Here is a 16,237-nt window from a genome sequence, read left to right as displayed (position 1 = left end):
TTATGGGAGTAAAGTCCCAGCGCTGGTGGTGTGAATAATTCGATAGTAGAGTTCTAAAACTTCACTGACGGTGAGATAACGCATTAAGCCAGTCGGCGATAAAGTTCGGCATTTTTATGCAAAACGTATGCTGTAGCATCATTAAAAGATAGTTCTGACTGAGTTAAATATTGCTCAACACTCATCAACACTAACTCTTCTATAGAAACATTTAGGTTAGCTGCAATGTCTTGGAGTTGTTGCAAACGCTCATCCGGTATCGTAATCTGGATAGAACTCATAGCCATTAAAGCTTAATCGGGTATGGCAATTATAGCATTTATGGAGAGGTGGGCAACTAAACATCAGCAATAGTAGACAGTCGATGAGCAATCACTAAGCTAGTGCGTCCTTTAAAAAGCTGTTTAATAGACTCATAAAAAAAACGGGACGCTAATCCCGTAAAACCGATGGAGTCAAGCAACAATATCACACTATGATGATTAAAATGGTAATTTTGGTATTCTAATACCCCCTGGAAGTGTTGTTGGTATTGGGGGCTTTGGTTTTATACCAGGAATATCAATACCAATATCACGTAAAAGGTTAGCAACTTCAGATAGTCTTGCAGCGGCGCGAGCAAAATCACTATATCCAGAAAAAGCTACATCAAAGATACAACCTTCCATAAGCTCTGGTTCTACTTTTCTATCTGTACAGATTTTCCTAGCATCTCTCAATTCAGTGGAAGAAAGTTGCTCAAGGGAAAGATACTCATCAGGAAAGTTATTCAAGGTAAAGGTTTGAGTAGATTGACCAGAAGCGTAGTCGAATAAGGACTCTTCTTGACTGATACGCCAATCATTACCATAGTCTTTGGTCAATTTTTCAAGGTAACGGTTAACTGGAGTTTAGACTATGACAAAATAGCCCAGTCTTCTTTTTGGGCTGAGAGTTGAGTAAATTGACTCAAAATAAGTGTCTAAGTCTTCTTGTTTTTAGCTTTTTTGTCGTTACTTTTTCCTTTTTTAACTACTGGATAACGGGTTCGTTTGTTTCTTTTTTTACCAGTTTTCCATCCCGTTGATTTTCCACGGGGTTTGGGAGATTGTGCTGGAGTTCCAATCTCAACTAAAAGTCCTAACATCGACTGTGCAACTCTTCCAGGCGTTAGATTTGACTGGGGCTTTTGCCGGAGACGAAACCTTAGAATAGTGGAGCCTTACTGCAAGAGATTTAACCCTGATACCCATAGCCGATCAACTATAAAGGCTCCACTATTCTTACGGTAACTTCAAAGGAAGATGGTGTTCTTTCACTATATCCCTAGCTAACCATAGCTGCCAAGTCATTAATGGCATCAAATCACTCCATCTTTCACATTGCTGTGGTGTACTTAGGGAGGGTAATGTCCAATGTAATCTTTGTTTAATGAACCGATACCAATGGTCAACGGCAAAACGTCTTAAATATTTGTTCCATATCATTTCTAATGTCGGCCTTTTTTGACCAATGAAAACTAACCACAATGGTTTTTGTAAGATGCCTTGTTTATTGGGTTTAAGCCTCTCAACTAAAATCAACTCCCTTGACACAGATGAAGAGTTACGAAAGTGTAATTTTGACCACTTTCGGATTCTTATGAGACCTAATTTTGGGTCATTTACCTCGATAGTTTCCTTGGCTGACCACCAAGTATTTTCATCATTTAACTTAAATTTATCACCATGTTTTTTGGGTCGCCCTCGACCACTATACTTTCCTGGTAACCCATATAAGCAACAGTTTGAGCGAATTCTGATCAAGCAATCCGCTTCGATATCTTTTGTTGTGTTGACCCAAGAGGCATTGCCATATTCACTGTCTAATAGGGCTAAAATTGGTTGTTTTGAATTTTTTGCTACTTGTTTTAGTTGCCACGCTGCCTTACTAATTGGAGTTTCAAAACTTGTTATTCTCTCGTGTCTTAACGGCAGTGCCCAACTGCCTTTTTCTTCTGGTATCCATGCTATAGTACTATAACTATGTCCTGTCGTGACTTTTTTCTCTGCCGATGGCGAGTGATGGTAACCTCGGTCTTTCAATGTTGGGGAGTCTACTCTCGGACTCGATGTATGGTCAATTGCTACCATCAAATAGGATGATTCATCTGTATCTTTTCCTACTTATTCTAGATACCTCTTCATTAACTTTTGTCGTAATGGACGACAATCTTGTAATGATTCATAGGTAGAAGACCATTCTCTTCTAAATACTGGAGACAGAGAAAAGTCAGCCAAAGAATTGGCAGTTCTTGTAGTTAAAACTGCATCAATCAAATCCATTGTAGCATCGGATGCCCGACCCAGTAAATTATAACTATCAATTCTAAATTGTTGCAGTCTACTTATGCTAGTATTCATAAGTGAGGGAGTAACTTTATTGTTTTAGCTTTTCAATTTTCTCCCTTTTTACAATGGGTGTTTTTATGAATATTTGTAACGGATAAGGCTCCGATAGTCGTGACTCACTCCAGCCTCTGGCGATCAGGTGACCCAAAGAGTGAGCACGCTGTTGCTAAGCTCAGCGATCAGCGGAAGCTGGTGCCGTAGGCAATCACGTTTCTGAATTAGCGATCGCATTTCTGGATTAGTGATCGCGTTGGCCACGATTAGCGATCAGCGGAAGCTGGTGCGGTAGGCAATCGCAGTCTTGGGAAACCTCAGTTACTCTGAACTCCAGACTAAACTCTCAGCCCAAAAAGAAGACTGGGCTATTTTGTCATAGTCTAAACTCCAGATCTAAGCCTGACTTAAAATAGTTTTAACCAACTCAATAGCAGCATCTGGACTTGTTGCCAGAAATACATTCTCCTGGGACAGACTACAGAAAAACTCTTGACTCTCTCGATGGTCACTCAACAAAACAACCTTTTTCCAACTTTTGAGAGCCAGAGCAATTTCTGATGCTGTTCCTATGCCCATACCACAGGCAATCACCACATCACTGGAGAGTACATTAATCGTATTGCGAGCATTGCCCATATCCGTAACGATGGCAATATCCACCGCTTCAGACATGGCCCTAGTGTCCTTGGTGGGTAAGATACCAATCGTTAAGCCACCAACCATTTTGGCTCCCCGACTCGCAGCATCCATTACTCCCACATTTCTGCCACCGGTCAGCAGTACCCAGCCATTCTCAGCAATCAGTTGACCGAGACGATACGCACGATTAATGTCAGTAGCAGTGGCCTTGTCTCCAGGCCCCATTACCCCAACCACTATTTTTCTCATGGCTTATTTAACTCTCAGAGACTGTTAATAAAGTAACTCTTAAGATAGCTATCAGCGTGTCGCGTATCAGCTTACGGCGGTTTGCATAACTATCAAGTACACAGGATTTTCTCCTTCTTTCCTCTTCCGTTCGCGTAGCGTGGCCCACGGCCTCAGTCCCTGCTCCCTGCTCCGAAGCTCCCTGCTCCGAAGCTCCCTGCTCCCTAAAAACCCATAAATTTGTACCTAATTGAAGTGCAAACCGCTGTATGTGCTACAAATGGTGCTGCTTGAGGTGCTTTTCAATAAAATAAGCACCTCAAGCAGCATGAGCCTTAGGCTGACGGCTGACGGCTGACGGCTGAATGCTATAGTATGAAGCGTCTGTAAACCTTGTGTAAAACTTAGGTAAAGGTGTGCTTAATTGTCAATTAAATCACACAGACAATTGGAGTTATCTGCTAATAATTTTGTTTGCCAATAATTTCCTTAACAAAACTGAGTTATCAATAACTGATTAACCCATTTTTTAATAAAAATTAGCTATAATTCCTAGCGATATCTAATTTGTAGATTGAGAGGATAGCGTTTCCTAGTAAGGGTCAGATATAGTCAATTTTATTACCCCTCCCCATCTCCCCATCTCCCCATCTCCCCACACCTCCCACACCTCCCACACTTTCCTCTCTTTCCTCTCTTTCCCGACTCCCGACTCCCTACTCCCTACTCCCTACTCACTACTCCCTACTCCCAGATCAGCTGTTCTCTGTTGCCTTTGGAAATGTTCCATCGACTCAAACGATACTTTCTGATTAGTTCGCCATCCCCCAAACATCATCTGTTGCCCTCAATGGCAGAAGATACCCTGATCACTCCCCATCGACTCCATTATCCTCATTGGCATGGGACTAATGGTGATCTGCCCCCTGTTGCTTTAGTTAACTGGTTATCGACATCAGAAGCATCTAGAGAACAAAACAATAATCAAAATAATAATCAGCATTCGCGTAGCGGCTCTTTTGGAGCATCGCAACTAGGAACTATCCCCCTAGCAGGAGAACAGAAAACAGCGGAATCATGTATTAATCACGGGGATTACCTGTGGGCAAAAGGTCAACTAAATGAAGCAGTGACCCAGTATCACAAAGCGATTGAACTAGACCCTAAATCGAGTTTGGGTTACCAACGTCTAGGAGCAACTTTAAAGCAACAAGGTCAATTTGAACAAGCCAGTGCCTATTATCGCAAAGCGATTGAATTGGCTGGACTAGAAACCGTCAAGTTAGATCGGTCACAATCAAGAGAACAATCTATAGATCAATGTGTTCCTAGCTCTGGTGAGGGCGATTGTAAACAATATCAGTCAGGAGGTCTTTTGGAAGCAGTCACGGTTTATCTACAACAGGCGCAGACTTACTTGAACCAAAGACAATGGCAACAGGCGATCGCTGCCTGTGAGCGAGCCATTAAAATTGCCCCAGATACGGCTCAGGCTTACAAGATTTGGGGAAATGCGCTACAGTTTATGGGTCAGACTACTGAAGCTATGGGTCACTATGGCCAAGCTTTGGAAATTGAGCCGGATTTTGCCGAAGTTTATGCTAATCTCGGTAGCTTGTGTGCTGGTAAGCAGGATTGGGAAGATGCGATCGCCTATTATCAAAAGGCGATTAACCTAAAACCCGATTTGACTGGGGCTTATCGCAACTTAGCTAAAGTATGGACTGAGGTGGGAAACCAACAGGAAGTGCTTAAATGCTGTTATCATCAGCTGATGCTAGAGTTGGATAAATCTAAACCAGAGGACTACCTTAATCTAGGCAATCAGTTATTTAAGGAAGGTCTGGTAACAGAAGCGATCGCTTGTTACCGCCAGGTAATTGAGCGGAATCCCCAGTCGGTGGTAGCTTACCAAAACCTGGCAGAAGCATTGAATCGCCAGGGGAAATGGCAAGAGGCCAATGCTTGCTATCGTAAATTACTGCAATTTTATCGAACCGGTTCTCAGTTACCAGCTTCTCAGTTAACAGCTTCTCAGTTACCAGCTGATCAGATAAATGGTCAGTTAACTAGTCAGATCAATGGTCACACCCACAATCAAGCTAACGCCTCTGATGCCCTGAAACAGGCTATTGTTCCTGAATTGGTAGACAACCAGAAGCAGCAGCAGGTGTCAATTACTCCCCCTAAACGTTACAGAGGAGGGACGATAAAAGCGTCAACTGTTGCCATCGTGCCTAGCCCATCTCAAATTACCGTTAATCCCACCAATCCAACCGTAAAGCCTATCCCTACTGCTCCAGAACGATTAGACCGAGAGCAATTAAAGCCAGAGCAATTAAAGCCAGAGCAATTAGACCGAGACCAATTGGACAGAATTCGCGATCGCACACCACGACTCTGCGGCGGCAATCATCTCCAACTTCCTAACTCTAGAACGTCTCAGTCTAATCTAGACCTAGATCAAGAGCTTGAGTCGTTTATCAAGGCAGCTCAACAAAATCCAGATTCAGCTAAAGTCCAGGCAAATTTAGGTAGTGCTTATGCTCAGCGGCAGCAGTGGCAAGATGCGATCGCATGTTATCAAAAAGCGATCGCAATTAATCCCAGCTTTGCTGGAGCTTACCGTAACTTAGCAAAAGTTCTAACTCAAACCAATCAACCAGAAGCAGCAGCGGATTATTGGTATCAAGCTCTGACCTTAGAACCAAATACCGTATCGGCTGAAGAACACTTGAATTTGGGTAATACCTTAACTAACCAAGGGAAATTAGCCCAAGGGATAGCCTGTTATCGTCAGGCAATTCAATTGAAACCTAATTTGTCTGAAGCTTACCATCGACTAGGGGATTTGCTAAAAAAGCAAGGACAAGAGCAAGAGCTGCTAAGCCTTTATCAGCAAGCAGTTCAAAACAATCCCCAAGATGCTAAAGCTTACTTCTATTTAGGAAACCTGTTCACAGACCAAGAAGCATGGGAGCAAGCTTACCCTTGTTATCTCAAAGCCACTCAACTGCAACCGAATCTTGCACAAGCCCATCATAATTTGGCAGATACCTTAGTTAAGCAGCAACGGTGGGAAGAAGCAGTAACAGCTTACCGTCGAGCCATTGAGATACAGCCAGAATTTTCCTGGTCTTATAACAACATGGGCGATGCTTTGCTTAAGTTAGAACGGTGGCAAGACGCAGCCAATGCCTTCCGAAAAGCCATTGAACTCAAGCCAGATTTCCCCTGGTCTTATCAAAATTTAGGTGATGCTCTACAAGCCTTGGAGCAGTGGGATGAAGCAATTATTGCCTATCGCCGTGGGATTGAGGTGAAATCCGATTGGCCATGGTCTTACTATAACTTGGGACAAGCATTAGCAAAAACCGGACAGTGGCTTGATGCGATCGCAGCCTATCGTAAAGCTATCGAACTTGACCCGAATTTTGCTAACGCCTATAGCCATCTCGGTGAAGCCTTAGCCAGAATTGGCGAGTGGGATGAAGCAATTATCTGTTACGAACAAGCCATTGATATTGACCCCAGTCTTCATGTTTCCGTCTACCAGAATTTAGGGGAAGCCTTAGAACGAAAAGGATATAGCAATTCAGAGCTTAGGACAAAAGACGATAACTCTAGGTTGCTCCCTGGACATAGCAATTCAGAGCTTAGGACAAAAGACGATAACTCTAGGTTGCTCCCTGGACATAGCAATCCAGAGCTTAGGACAAAAGACGATATCTCTAAGTGGCCTCACGTTTTCATTGAACCCTATCATCCCCCCCAAACTCTCCCCGATGGCAGCCCCTGGCCAAAGATATCGATTGTTACCCCTTCGCTGAATCAAGGTGAGTTTATCGAAGAAACTATATTATCAGTGATTCATCAGCACTATCCCAATGTCGAACATATCCTAATTGATGGGGGCTCTACTGATGAAACCATGACCATTGTTAATCAATATCGAGACTACCTTACCTATGTGGTTAGTGAACCCGATAGTGGTCAAAGTGAAGCCTTGAACAAAGGATTTGCGATCGCATCTGGGGAAATCTTGACTTGGCTTAATAGTGATGACCGATTAGCGCCAGGAGCATTATATAGGGTAGCCCTAGGGTTTTATACCAGTGGTGCTGATGTGGTAGCCGGTGTCTGTCAACTGTTTAAGGATGGCGTAGCCCTAGAGCAACACTTGACATCCTGTGCTAATGGACTGATATGCCTTGAAGAAATCTTAGATGTAGAAAGGAATTGGCTAACAGGGAAATTCTTTTATCAGCCAGAAGTTATGTTTACCCGCACCATTTGGGAAAAGTGTGGTGCATCAGTAGATCAATCCCTATTCTACAGTATGGATTACGAGTTGTGGGCGCGATTTGCTGCTAAGGGAGCCACCTTACAAGTAATTGGTTATCCCGTAGCTCAATACCGTATCCATGAAAACCAAAAGACTAGCACTAAAGATAAGTATGAGCCGGAATTACTATCAGTATCAGAGGCTCTACGGACTAAATTTAACTGTCCTAAGTCTGAAGCGACAGAACAGCCTGGGCAACGCCACAGCCTCCGCATTGTGTGCTTCAACGATACCGGATTTCTGGGAGGGGCTGGGATTGCTCACCAACGCATTGCCAAATCCTTAGCCTTAGCAGGACATCAAGTAATTCCCGTTGCAGGCACATTAGACTGGTCATTGACTCCCGTAGACTGCACAGCAGAAGAGGTTTATCAATTAATTGCTAGTCTCAATCCGGATTTAGTCGTAGTGGGAAATATCCATAATATGACCAATCCCTTGGACATTTTGGAAATACTTACCACTCATTTCCCCACCATCTTTGTGATGCACGACCAGTGGTTACTTACCGGACGCTGTGCTTATGTAGGGGATTGTGAGAATTATACCACCCTATGTGATCACGAATGTCCCACTAGCCATGAGTACCCGAGCTTAGGATCAGAGAAAATAGCCGATGCTTTTCATAAAAAACATCGGCTTTTAGGGAGCTATAAAACTGTGTTAGTGCTAGGAGATAGTCACTGGACCACTAATTGGGCTCGTTATGCCTTTGACTATCACCAGCCTCGACGGAATTTCCAAGAATGCGAAAGTAAATTTCAGAGCATTTACTATGGCATCGATTTAGATATCTTTAGGCCCTTAGACCAGGCTGAATGTCGGAGCCAGCTAAATTTACCTCTCGATAAATTTATTATACTCACTGGTAGTCAATCTGTAAACGATCAGCGCAAAGGATTTAAGTATTTACTCAAAGCCCTAGACATCGCCAATCTCGATAATATCCTACTGGTGAGTTTTGGTCATGGCTCTGCGATCGCAGAAAACCTTAATGTTTGGAGTACAGGATATATTTACCACCCCTCTATTCTAGCATGTTACTACAGCGCTGCCGATGTATTTATTGGGCCATCCCTTCAAGAAGCATTTGGTCAAACCTTTATAGAAGCAGCAGCCTGTGGCACACCAGCCATTGGCTATGGAGTAGGTGGTGTCAAAGAAGCCATCTTGAATCGAGTGTCAGGACGAGTAGTGACCCAAAAAACCCCAGAAGCCTTAGCTAAGGTAATCAAAGAATTGTACTATGACCCCGACAAATTAGACCTGTTGGGGAAAACCGCAGCTATGTATATTGCCAACCACTTCTCCTTACAGTCGAGCTATCACAGTTTTATGGTGGCCTTAGACCAAAGCGGTTGGGTCGATCAGATCCAAATTCCCAGGGCAAGTAAATTTTTAGTAGACTCTCCCAAACTTACTCAACCCCTAGCGATTAAAAGCGGCATTCCCAAAAACAACAGTAGTATTATCTCTGGGGTTGGTATTCAAGGTTATACCCGTCAGGGTTTTGGAGCATTAGAACAACCCTTGCCAGAAATTGGTCTTTTTCGTCCCAGCCAGTGGTTACTGTGGCCAGAGGGAGAGTTTGCCATCATTGCCGATAATCCCAGGAAAGGTCAGCTAGTCATTGCCTGCCGTAACGTCTCCCAGGGTCAGTTCCTTGAAGTTTGGCAACAGGGTAAGTTACTATTGCGGGTGGCAGTGCATCACTCTGGGATCGATCAAGTTAATGTATTTACCCTACCGATTTCGTTACTTGAAGGCTTCAATTTATTTTCCCTGAAGACCGAGACCTATCATGTTGATCAGTCCAATCGTCATTTAGGGGTACTGATTGAGAGAATTACATTTACAGAGCAACTCGATTGGGAACCGTTGCGGGAACGCAATCAATTATCCATCCTCATGGATGACCATCTCAATGGTATCGGTTGGTTATCACCTGATACATTAAATGGCACACCAGTTCGCTGGATGGAGAAGGTAGGTAGTGTGATTATTGACGGTATTAATACTATCAAGCCGTTGCAAGTGCGAGTTTCAGGAATGATGGCGGTGGAGAAACGGTTTATTAGCGATATGCTAGTTAAGGTAAATGGCAACGCTATTGATGGAGAGGTTCAAGAACAATCTGATAAATCTTGGGTGTTTGAAGGAATTATTCCCTCTGGCCGCGTAACCTTAAACGCTCCATTTGTGCTATCGATCGAATCACCAGGGGTAGGTAAGTTATCATCTATTGATTCGAGATTAGCTAGCCTATTAGTGAAGTCGGTTACCATTGGACCAGCTGAAGGCTAATGGCATAATCGAGTAATAGAATAAAACTATCTCTAGGAATAAAAATATCTATAGCAGTTCTCAAAACCGATTTGAGAACTGCTATCTAGTAGCTTTAGATCAATGGAAAAAATTATATATACACGAGACAATCAGAAAGTTTATCTTGAGGTACCTCCCCCTGGTGATCTTCCTAGTTTCTTCGTCTTCGCGCTCCACAAATCAGGGAGTGTGATGCAGGACAAAATTATTGAAGATATCGGTTTTACCCTAAAAATACCACTGATTAGTGTTGCCAAAACTTCCTTTAATCAAGGGGTAGAAGAAAGTGCCTTTGGTAAGGATATATGTGACCTTTTTGTCAAAACTGGATATGGCTTTTATGGCTCTCGATATCTCCCTGCCTATCTTAATGATTTCGATTTGAGTGGTTTCAAAAAAATATTACTGATTCGCGATCCCAGGGATATTGTAGTATCCCATTATTTTTCCATGAAGAACAGTCATGTTATTCCCCCAGGTAAGATAGGTGATACCCTTTCAAAAAATCGCCAGCGACTACAAGAGATGGATATAGACCAGTATGCGATTCAACAAGCACCTATATTTCGCAAAATAATTCAAAGGTACAGCAAGATTGAAGATCAGTTATTCAAACTGTTTAGGTATGAAGATATCGTTTTCAAGAAGCGTCAGTGGGTTGCAGATATTATTAGCTTTTTGGAATTAGAGCTTGAGGATAGCAAAATAGAGCAAATAGCTAAAAAACACGATATTTTTCCAACTAAAGAAAATCCCGCTTCACACATCCGTAAAGTCACCCCAGGAGATTATAAAGAAAAGTTGCAAACCGCCACTATTGGTCAGCTTAATGAATGTTTTAAAGCTATTTTGATCAAGTATGGATATGAGAATTAAGGTGGTCTGTCAGAAGGCAGAATTAAGAATGGTCAAGGCCAAATTAAGAATGGTTAAGGTAGAATTCTAAATTCTTAATTCTTAATTCTACATTCTTAAAATTTGTTTAAGGTTTTTCCCACTCCCTATCGGGTAAATCTCACGGTCTTTATGCAAAGCCCCAGTGGGTGAAACCCCCTTTTGCCGCTGGCAAAAATTCCCGGTAAAATTCCCACACTTCCCACCCGCCGCAGATTTCCTTTCTTTCCTCTTGACAAGTGTTTTTCCTTTAATCTATGTAACCGGAGGTTACTTGAGCTCCTACTAGAAACAAGCTGGGGCAGTAACTTCTGTAGGGGTACAGAAAAAATAGTTACGAGGTGCTTAACCTTTCGGTTAATTACTTGCCAAGCAAATCATTACGATAAGGAAAGAAAATTTAATGATGCAAAAACTACGCAATGCGCTATTGGCATTAGTTATTGCCATAGCTCTGACTTGGATGCCTTCCTTTACGGTAGCTTCTGCACAGGCTGCTGAATATATTCCTGGACTCCAGTTTTCAATCCAGCCCGGAACAGGGGATTTTGTTCAATTCCAAAGCGGTCCGATATCGTCGCCGAAGCAGAAAGTTAATGTTTTTTATGACTCCCTCAGGTTAGCTTCGCCTGCAAATCGAAGTTGTCCTAAGTTTGATGATTTAACTACTGTAACAGGCCACGTGATGTCTGATAACAGCGGCGATGTTACTAACTTCCGCCTTAATTCCCTTAGCCGCTCTGCAGTGAGTTACGTCAAGGTTGGAGTGTTTACTACCCCTGAGTGCTATTACGGTAGTGAAGAGATCCAGATCTGGTTCAGTGGCATCGACGACTATGGCAATATTTGTTACGATAGTGATTTCGGCCAAAATTACTCTTTTCCAGTGACTTGCAAATAATAAGTTGTTGAGTCTGGAGCAAATTCTCAGCAGTGAAGTAACTTAGCCTTTGCTACTGGAATTCTCCCCAAGGAAGCAACTGAAAAAGCGATGCAGCGCGCGCTGCATTGCTTTTTCAATAAGGTTGTTAAAGGTTCAATGTTTTTTGTTACTCCCGATTCCCGATTCCCGATTCCCGATTCCCGATTCCCGATTCCCGATTCCCGATTCCCTACTCCCTACTCCCTACTCCCTACTCCCTACTCCCTTAGGATAGGCTCTAGCTTTTAATTTTTGCATCCATCCCTTGACAGTTGGTTGCTTAAAAATACTATCAATCACCTCTTTCATATCTTCAGCAACTGGACTAGACTGTTTCTCAATAGTATTACCTTGCCCAAAATAGCGACAGGTTGCTTCTGGCAACCACAGGGCTCGGCTTCCTCTCAAAAATACTAGATTTATTATTACTTCTACTATCGCAGCCTCTTGATTTAATTCCCTATTGAAGCCTCCTACTAGGTCTAAACGACTGCGACGAAACATAATATTACTTTGACGCAACGGTTGCCACAGTTTCTCTAACTTCCAGATGTGTAAGTCTTCTAAATCCGGTAAGTCTTGCCATGGCGTTACCTGGGTGATCTTGTCTCCCTCAACCAGTTGCCACCCACTCAATAGTAAATCTAGGGTAGAGGATTCCCGGTCAAATGCTGCTACTTGTTTCTCTAGGGCATCTGGTAGTAAAACACTGTCACTATCGAGAAAAGTGACAAATTCTCCTTGAGCCATCTCAAGACCGCGATCGCACAACGCCCCCCATTTGCGATTGGCCGTAGGCCACGCTACGCGAACGCATCCCCCTTTAATAACAATTCCCCCCTTACTAAGGTTCCTACTTCCTGTTCCCCCCTTATTAAGGGGGGCTAGGGGGGATCCCTGCCTACTCCCTACTCCCTGCTGCCTACTCCCTACTCCCTGCTGCCTACTCCCTGCTCCCTGCTCCCTACTCCCTACTCCCTTATTACCAGCCCCATCCACCACAATAATTTCATAGTCGGAATAGTTTTGAGCGAGCACACTCTCCACTGCTCGGTTAACTATCGCGCTATTGTTTTGAACAAATATAGACCTCTTGCCAAAGTAGTTTTTTGATACTGTTTCCCTGAATTCTTGTCCACTGTTCCCTGTTCCCTGTTCCCTGTTCCCTGTTCCCTGCTGTTCCCTGTTCCCAACGTCTGAAAGACGTCTAATAATAATCACACTAACTCGTGGTGAATAGTTATTACGCCAGGGTTTTAGCTGCCAGGTGCTGTCCGCAATCGTGCCTTGTCCTTGGACATTGCCAATGGTTTTATTCTGTTGCGCTTCCTTACCCATATGAGCCTCATTTTTGCCCCCGATCAGATGACCGTAACTATGATTTTGATGCACTGCCATCACCACTTCGCTGGCATCGACTATGGGATAACCCTTCATAGCCGCAGTAGTGACCATCCAGGTATCCCAATATCCCCGTCCTACCGCAAACTTAGGAATAGTAGGAAATAAATTTTTAGGAAAGATAAAGTAATCCTTAGCATCATGAGCCCCTAAACAACCGGTCTGATCGACCTGTTGACACAGGCTTTCTTCCCAGGTGGGGGACTGAAATTCTATGGGCTTGGACAAGTCAAGATTCCAGCGTCGTCCAGTGATTAAAAATGTGTCTAGGTGTTGGCAGACCTGTTCAATGGCTTGGGTAAAATCCTTCAGTAAAAGAATATCAGCGTTGATGTAAGTGATGATATCGTGAATTGCTTGCTCCTGGACTTGGGCAAACACACTATCGAGTAGAGGAGTGCCATCGGTATTGCACTCGATATCAGGAACATGATTAAGTCCTAAGTCCTGAGCAATCGCAGCTGTACCAATTTCATCACCAAATAAAATGATTTCTGGCTTGGGTTTGAGCAAAGTCCAGCTGGTAATAGCGTTGTGCTGGATGATACCAATGTTACCTAGAAAAGGCTTAGGTATGGTGAAAATGCTGATGCCTAGGGTTGATCGAATATCTGGCTTGATATACAACGGTTGCGCCATTTTGCTGATTGCTAATGGTTGATATTGATGGTATGGTTATAGAGTTTGTATATGAGTTGTAAACACACTTGTTGCCGAAAAAGCCATGCATGCAAGAGCCAAAAGGCAACAGGGTAAAGAGCTCCGAAGTTTTATTGTCTAAGAAAAAAAGACCTCAAAGGTTTATATATCCAATACAAACGCTATTTTAGATAAGAAAATAGAATCGGTTAGGTATAAGCGATTAGCTATAATAAAGTTTTGGCGAAATCCCTAAGATCCCACAATCAATTCGATGAGAAACTGCTAGAACGAATACAATTATTTAACCATCGTTAAATAATTGTATAAAAAAACAGTATTAGGATGCGCTCCCAACTAGAACTAGCTATGGTTGAAACTTCTGTAAGTATTGCAAATCAATTGAGACAGCAAGGACAACAGAGTGAAGCAATTGCAGCATACCAGGAAGCAATTGAGTTACAGCCAGATAATCCAGGAATTTATCACCTTTTGGGACAATCTCAGGCTCAGCAGGGGGATTTAGAAGGTGCGATCGCAAGCTACCAAAAATCAATTGCCCTCAATCCCCAACAGTCGTTTTGGGTCTACAAACATCTCGGGGATGCTCTGAGAGCCCAAGGAAAACTGGATGAGGCGATGGTGGCTTACCAGAATGGGATGCAGTTCGAGCCAGACCATCCGGATTTTTATCACAATTTAGGACAAGCTCAAGCACTACAGGGAAATTTAGACGATGCGATCGCATCCTACCAAAATGCGATCGCACTCAATCCTAGCCATCCGTTTTGGATCTACAAAAATCTTGGGGATGCTCTGAGGCAAACCAATCGAGTTGATCAAGCAGTTTGCGCTTACCAGGAAGCAAGTCAGTGTGACCCAGAAAATGGCAAAGTAGTATATCCTAACTTGGCACAATGTCAGCAGCAACAGGGAAATTTAGACGATGCCATCGCCTCTTACCAAAATGCGATCGCACTCAATCAAGACCAGCCAGCTTGGGTTTACCAAAATCTCGGGGATAGTCTGAGCTTGCAAACTCGATGGTATGAAGCCATTACCGCTTACCGTAGCGCTATAGCCATTAACCCCACCATCAATGGGGTTAAAGAGAGCTTAGCCGATGCTCTGCGAGAAACCAAACAATTGGATCAAGCGATCGCAGCCTATCGCGATGCTATTGACACCAATCCCGACCGGTTTGAGTCTCACCATTGGCTAGGGGATTTATATCGAGAAAACAAGAATTGGGAGCAAGCCGCAGCAGCTTACCAATCCGCCATAGCACTCAATTCCTACAATGCTTGGACTCACCATAATTTAGGCTTAGCCTTAGCCCAACAAGGGAAGCTAGAAGAAGCCGTAGCTGCTTATCAAGAAGCCATAGCCCTATCCCCTAACCAGTTCTTTGAGTTTTACCAAAAATTAGGGGAAGCTCTCACCCAACTCCAGCACTGGGAGGAAGCAGTTATCGCTTATAGTCGTGCCATTGACCTCAGTCCAGAAAATCCTGATTTATACTACCCCTTGCGCAAAGCATTGGAAGCATTGGGACAGTGGCAAGAACCAGACTATGAACCGCCATCAGAAGACCCTTGGCTAGCGGCTCACCAATGGGCAGATAGTTTGCGAGAACAGGGAAAAATAGCGGAAGCGATCGCAGCCTATCGCTATGCTCTCGATATCAATCCCAACTGTTGTGAGTCTTACCATTGGTTAGGGGATTTACTCTTAACACAACAGAATTGGGATGAAGCAGCAATAGCTTACCAGCGAGCTATAGAACTCAATCCTTACAATCCCTGGTCTCACCATAATTTAGGGCTAGCCTTAACTGAACACGGCAAGTTAGACGAAGCAGTAGCTGCCTTAAACCAAGCCATAGGCCTATCCCCCAACCAGTACTTTGAATTTTACCAAAACTTAGGAAATGCCCTCAGCAAACTCCACCGTTGGGATGAATCCCTTACCGCCTATGGCAGTGCTATTGAATTAAATCCAGGCCATCCTCAGTTACACAGTAGTTTAGGAAGTGTATTGGTTCAATTGGGAAAGTCCGATCAGGCGGTAGCGTCTTACCGTCGCTCTATACAGTTAAAGCCAGATGACCCCGAGATACACGAAAAATTAGGAAATGTGCTTCGAGAAAGAGTCCAAGTAGATTTAGATCAAGCAATCAGCTGTTATCGTCGAGCCATTCGGACTAATCCAGATAATCTCGATAATTATCACAAGGCATTAGGGATACAATCCAACGATCCTGAACTGTATCTACAGTTAGGCAATACATTAGTTAAACAAAATCAGTTAGACCAAGCCATTATTTTCTACCAAATCGCCCTCGAGATCCAACCCGAAAATTATGAAGTAAACGCTCAGTTGACCAGGGTTTTGGAAAAACAAGGCAAGGTAGGGAGTAGGGAGTAGGGAGTAGGGAGTAGGGAGTAGGGAATAGGGAATAGGGAATAGGGAATAGGC

The 16,237-nt window shown here is 43.4% G+C and carries 10 protein-coding genes and 1 pseudogene; 5 read left to right on the top strand and 6 right to left on the bottom strand.

Features of this window, described 5'->3' with window-relative positions; all coding sequences use genetic code 11:
• Positions 1–83: 83 nt before the first annotated feature.
• From BJP37_RS25545 to BJP37_RS25525, 5 genes and pseudogenes are all read right to left on the bottom strand, one after another.
• Positions 84–281, bottom strand: coding sequence for a DNA-binding protein (locus BJP37_RS25545; protein WP_075906455.1), 198 nt, complete (start codon positions 279–281; stop codon positions 84–86).
• Positions 282–482: 201 nt separating this feature from the next.
• Positions 483–863, bottom strand: coding sequence for a hypothetical protein (locus BJP37_RS25540; RefSeq protein WP_075903026.1), 381 nt, complete (start codon positions 861–863; stop codon positions 483–485).
• Between the two features lie 98 nt (positions 864–961).
• Positions 962–1,126, bottom strand: a complete 165-nt coding sequence (locus tag BJP37_RS25535; protein WP_198954181.1) for a hypothetical protein — start codon at positions 1,124–1,126, stop codon at positions 962–964.
• Positions 1,127–1,274: 148 nt separating this feature from the next.
• Positions 1,275–2,381: pseudogene (locus BJP37_RS25530) on the bottom strand (NF041680 family putative transposase); the annotation flags it as partial.
• A 378-nt stretch (positions 2,382–2,759) separates the two neighbouring features.
• On the bottom strand, positions 2,760–3,254 hold the full coding sequence (locus BJP37_RS25525) for a TIGR00725 family protein (RefSeq protein WP_075903022.1): 495 nt from the start codon (positions 3,252–3,254) through the stop codon (positions 2,760–2,762).
• A 748-nt stretch (positions 3,255–4,002) separates the two neighbouring features.
• On the opposite strand from BJP37_RS25525, the gene BJP37_RS25520 reads away from it, so the two are divergent.
• The 4 genes from BJP37_RS25520 to BJP37_RS37400 all read left to right on the top strand — a co-directional run bounded on the left by BJP37_RS25520 (position 4,003) and on the right by BJP37_RS37400 (position 11,968).
• Complete coding sequence (locus BJP37_RS25520; protein ID WP_143727789.1) at positions 4,003–9,882, top strand: tetratricopeptide repeat protein; 5,880 nt, start codon at positions 4,003–4,005, stop codon at positions 9,880–9,882.
• Positions 9,883–10,095: 213 nt separating this feature from the next.
• Entirely contained in the window at positions 10,096–10,779 is a 684-nt protein-coding gene (locus BJP37_RS25515; RefSeq protein WP_158069773.1) for a sulfotransferase domain-containing protein, read from the top strand.
• Positions 10,780–11,200: 421 nt separating this feature from the next.
• Positions 11,201–11,698: a DUF6209 family protein gene (locus tag BJP37_RS25510; protein ID WP_075903016.1), complete on the top strand. Its 498-nt coding sequence runs from the start codon at positions 11,201–11,203 to the stop codon at positions 11,696–11,698.
• 90 nt (positions 11,699–11,788) lie between these two features.
• Positions 11,789–11,968 carry a hypothetical protein gene (locus BJP37_RS37400; protein WP_143727788.1) on the top strand — a complete coding sequence of 60 codons (180 nt, stop codon included), beginning with the start codon at positions 11,789–11,791 and terminating at the stop codon, positions 11,966–11,968.
• On the opposite strand, the gene BJP37_RS34920 is transcribed toward BJP37_RS37400, so the two are convergent.
• Entirely contained in the window at positions 11,924–13,759 is a 1,836-nt protein-coding gene (locus BJP37_RS34920) for a glycosyltransferase family 2 protein (RefSeq protein ID WP_143727787.1), read from the bottom strand. The two genes, BJP37_RS37400 and BJP37_RS34920, sit on opposite strands and share 45 nt — an antisense overlap.
• A gap of 369 nt (positions 13,760–14,128) precedes the next feature.
• Between BJP37_RS34920 and BJP37_RS25495 the strand changes: the two genes are divergently transcribed.
• The gene (locus tag BJP37_RS25495; RefSeq protein ID WP_158069772.1) at positions 14,129–16,186 is read left to right on the top strand and encodes a tetratricopeptide repeat protein; all 2,058 of its coding nucleotides are present in this window, start codon (positions 14,129–14,131) and stop codon (positions 16,184–16,186) included.
• Positions 16,187–16,237: the final 51 nt, after the last annotated feature.

Source organism: Moorena bouillonii PNG, from assembly GCF_001942495.1.
Classification (GTDB): Bacteria; Cyanobacteriota; Cyanobacteriia; order Cyanobacteriales; family Coleofasciculaceae; genus Moorena; species Moorena bouillonii.
Note: the sequence above shows the minus strand (reverse complement) of the source record. Positions and strands in the feature narration are given on the sequence as shown.

Excerpts from the sequence above, each read along its gene's own strand:
- BJP37_RS25510 (WP_075903016.1), top strand. The coding sequence starts at position 11,201 with ATGATGCAAAAACTACGCAATGCGCTATTGGCATTAGTTATTGCCATA.
- BJP37_RS25545 (WP_075906455.1), bottom strand. The coding sequence starts at position 281 with ATGAGTTCTATCCAGATTACGATACCGGATGAGCGTTTGCAACAACTC.
- BJP37_RS25535 (WP_198954181.1), bottom strand. The coding sequence starts at position 1,126 with ATGTTAGGACTTTTAGTTGAGATTGGAACTCCAGCACAATCTCCCAAA.
- BJP37_RS25515 (WP_158069773.1), top strand. The coding sequence starts at position 10,096 with ATGCAGGACAAAATTATTGAAGATATCGGTTTTACCCTAAAAATACCA.
- BJP37_RS37400 (WP_143727788.1), top strand. The coding sequence starts at position 11,789 with ATGCAGCGCGCGCTGCATTGCTTTTTCAATAAGGTTGTTAAAGGTTCA.
- BJP37_RS25525 (WP_075903022.1), bottom strand. The coding sequence starts at position 3,254 with ATGAGAAAAATAGTGGTTGGGGTAATGGGGCCTGGAGACAAGGCCACT.
- BJP37_RS34920 (WP_143727787.1), bottom strand. The coding sequence starts at position 13,759 with ATGGCGCAACCGTTGTATATCAAGCCAGATATTCGATCAACCCTAGGC.
- BJP37_RS25495 (WP_158069772.1), top strand. The coding sequence starts at position 14,129 with ATGGTTGAAACTTCTGTAAGTATTGCAAATCAATTGAGACAGCAAGGA.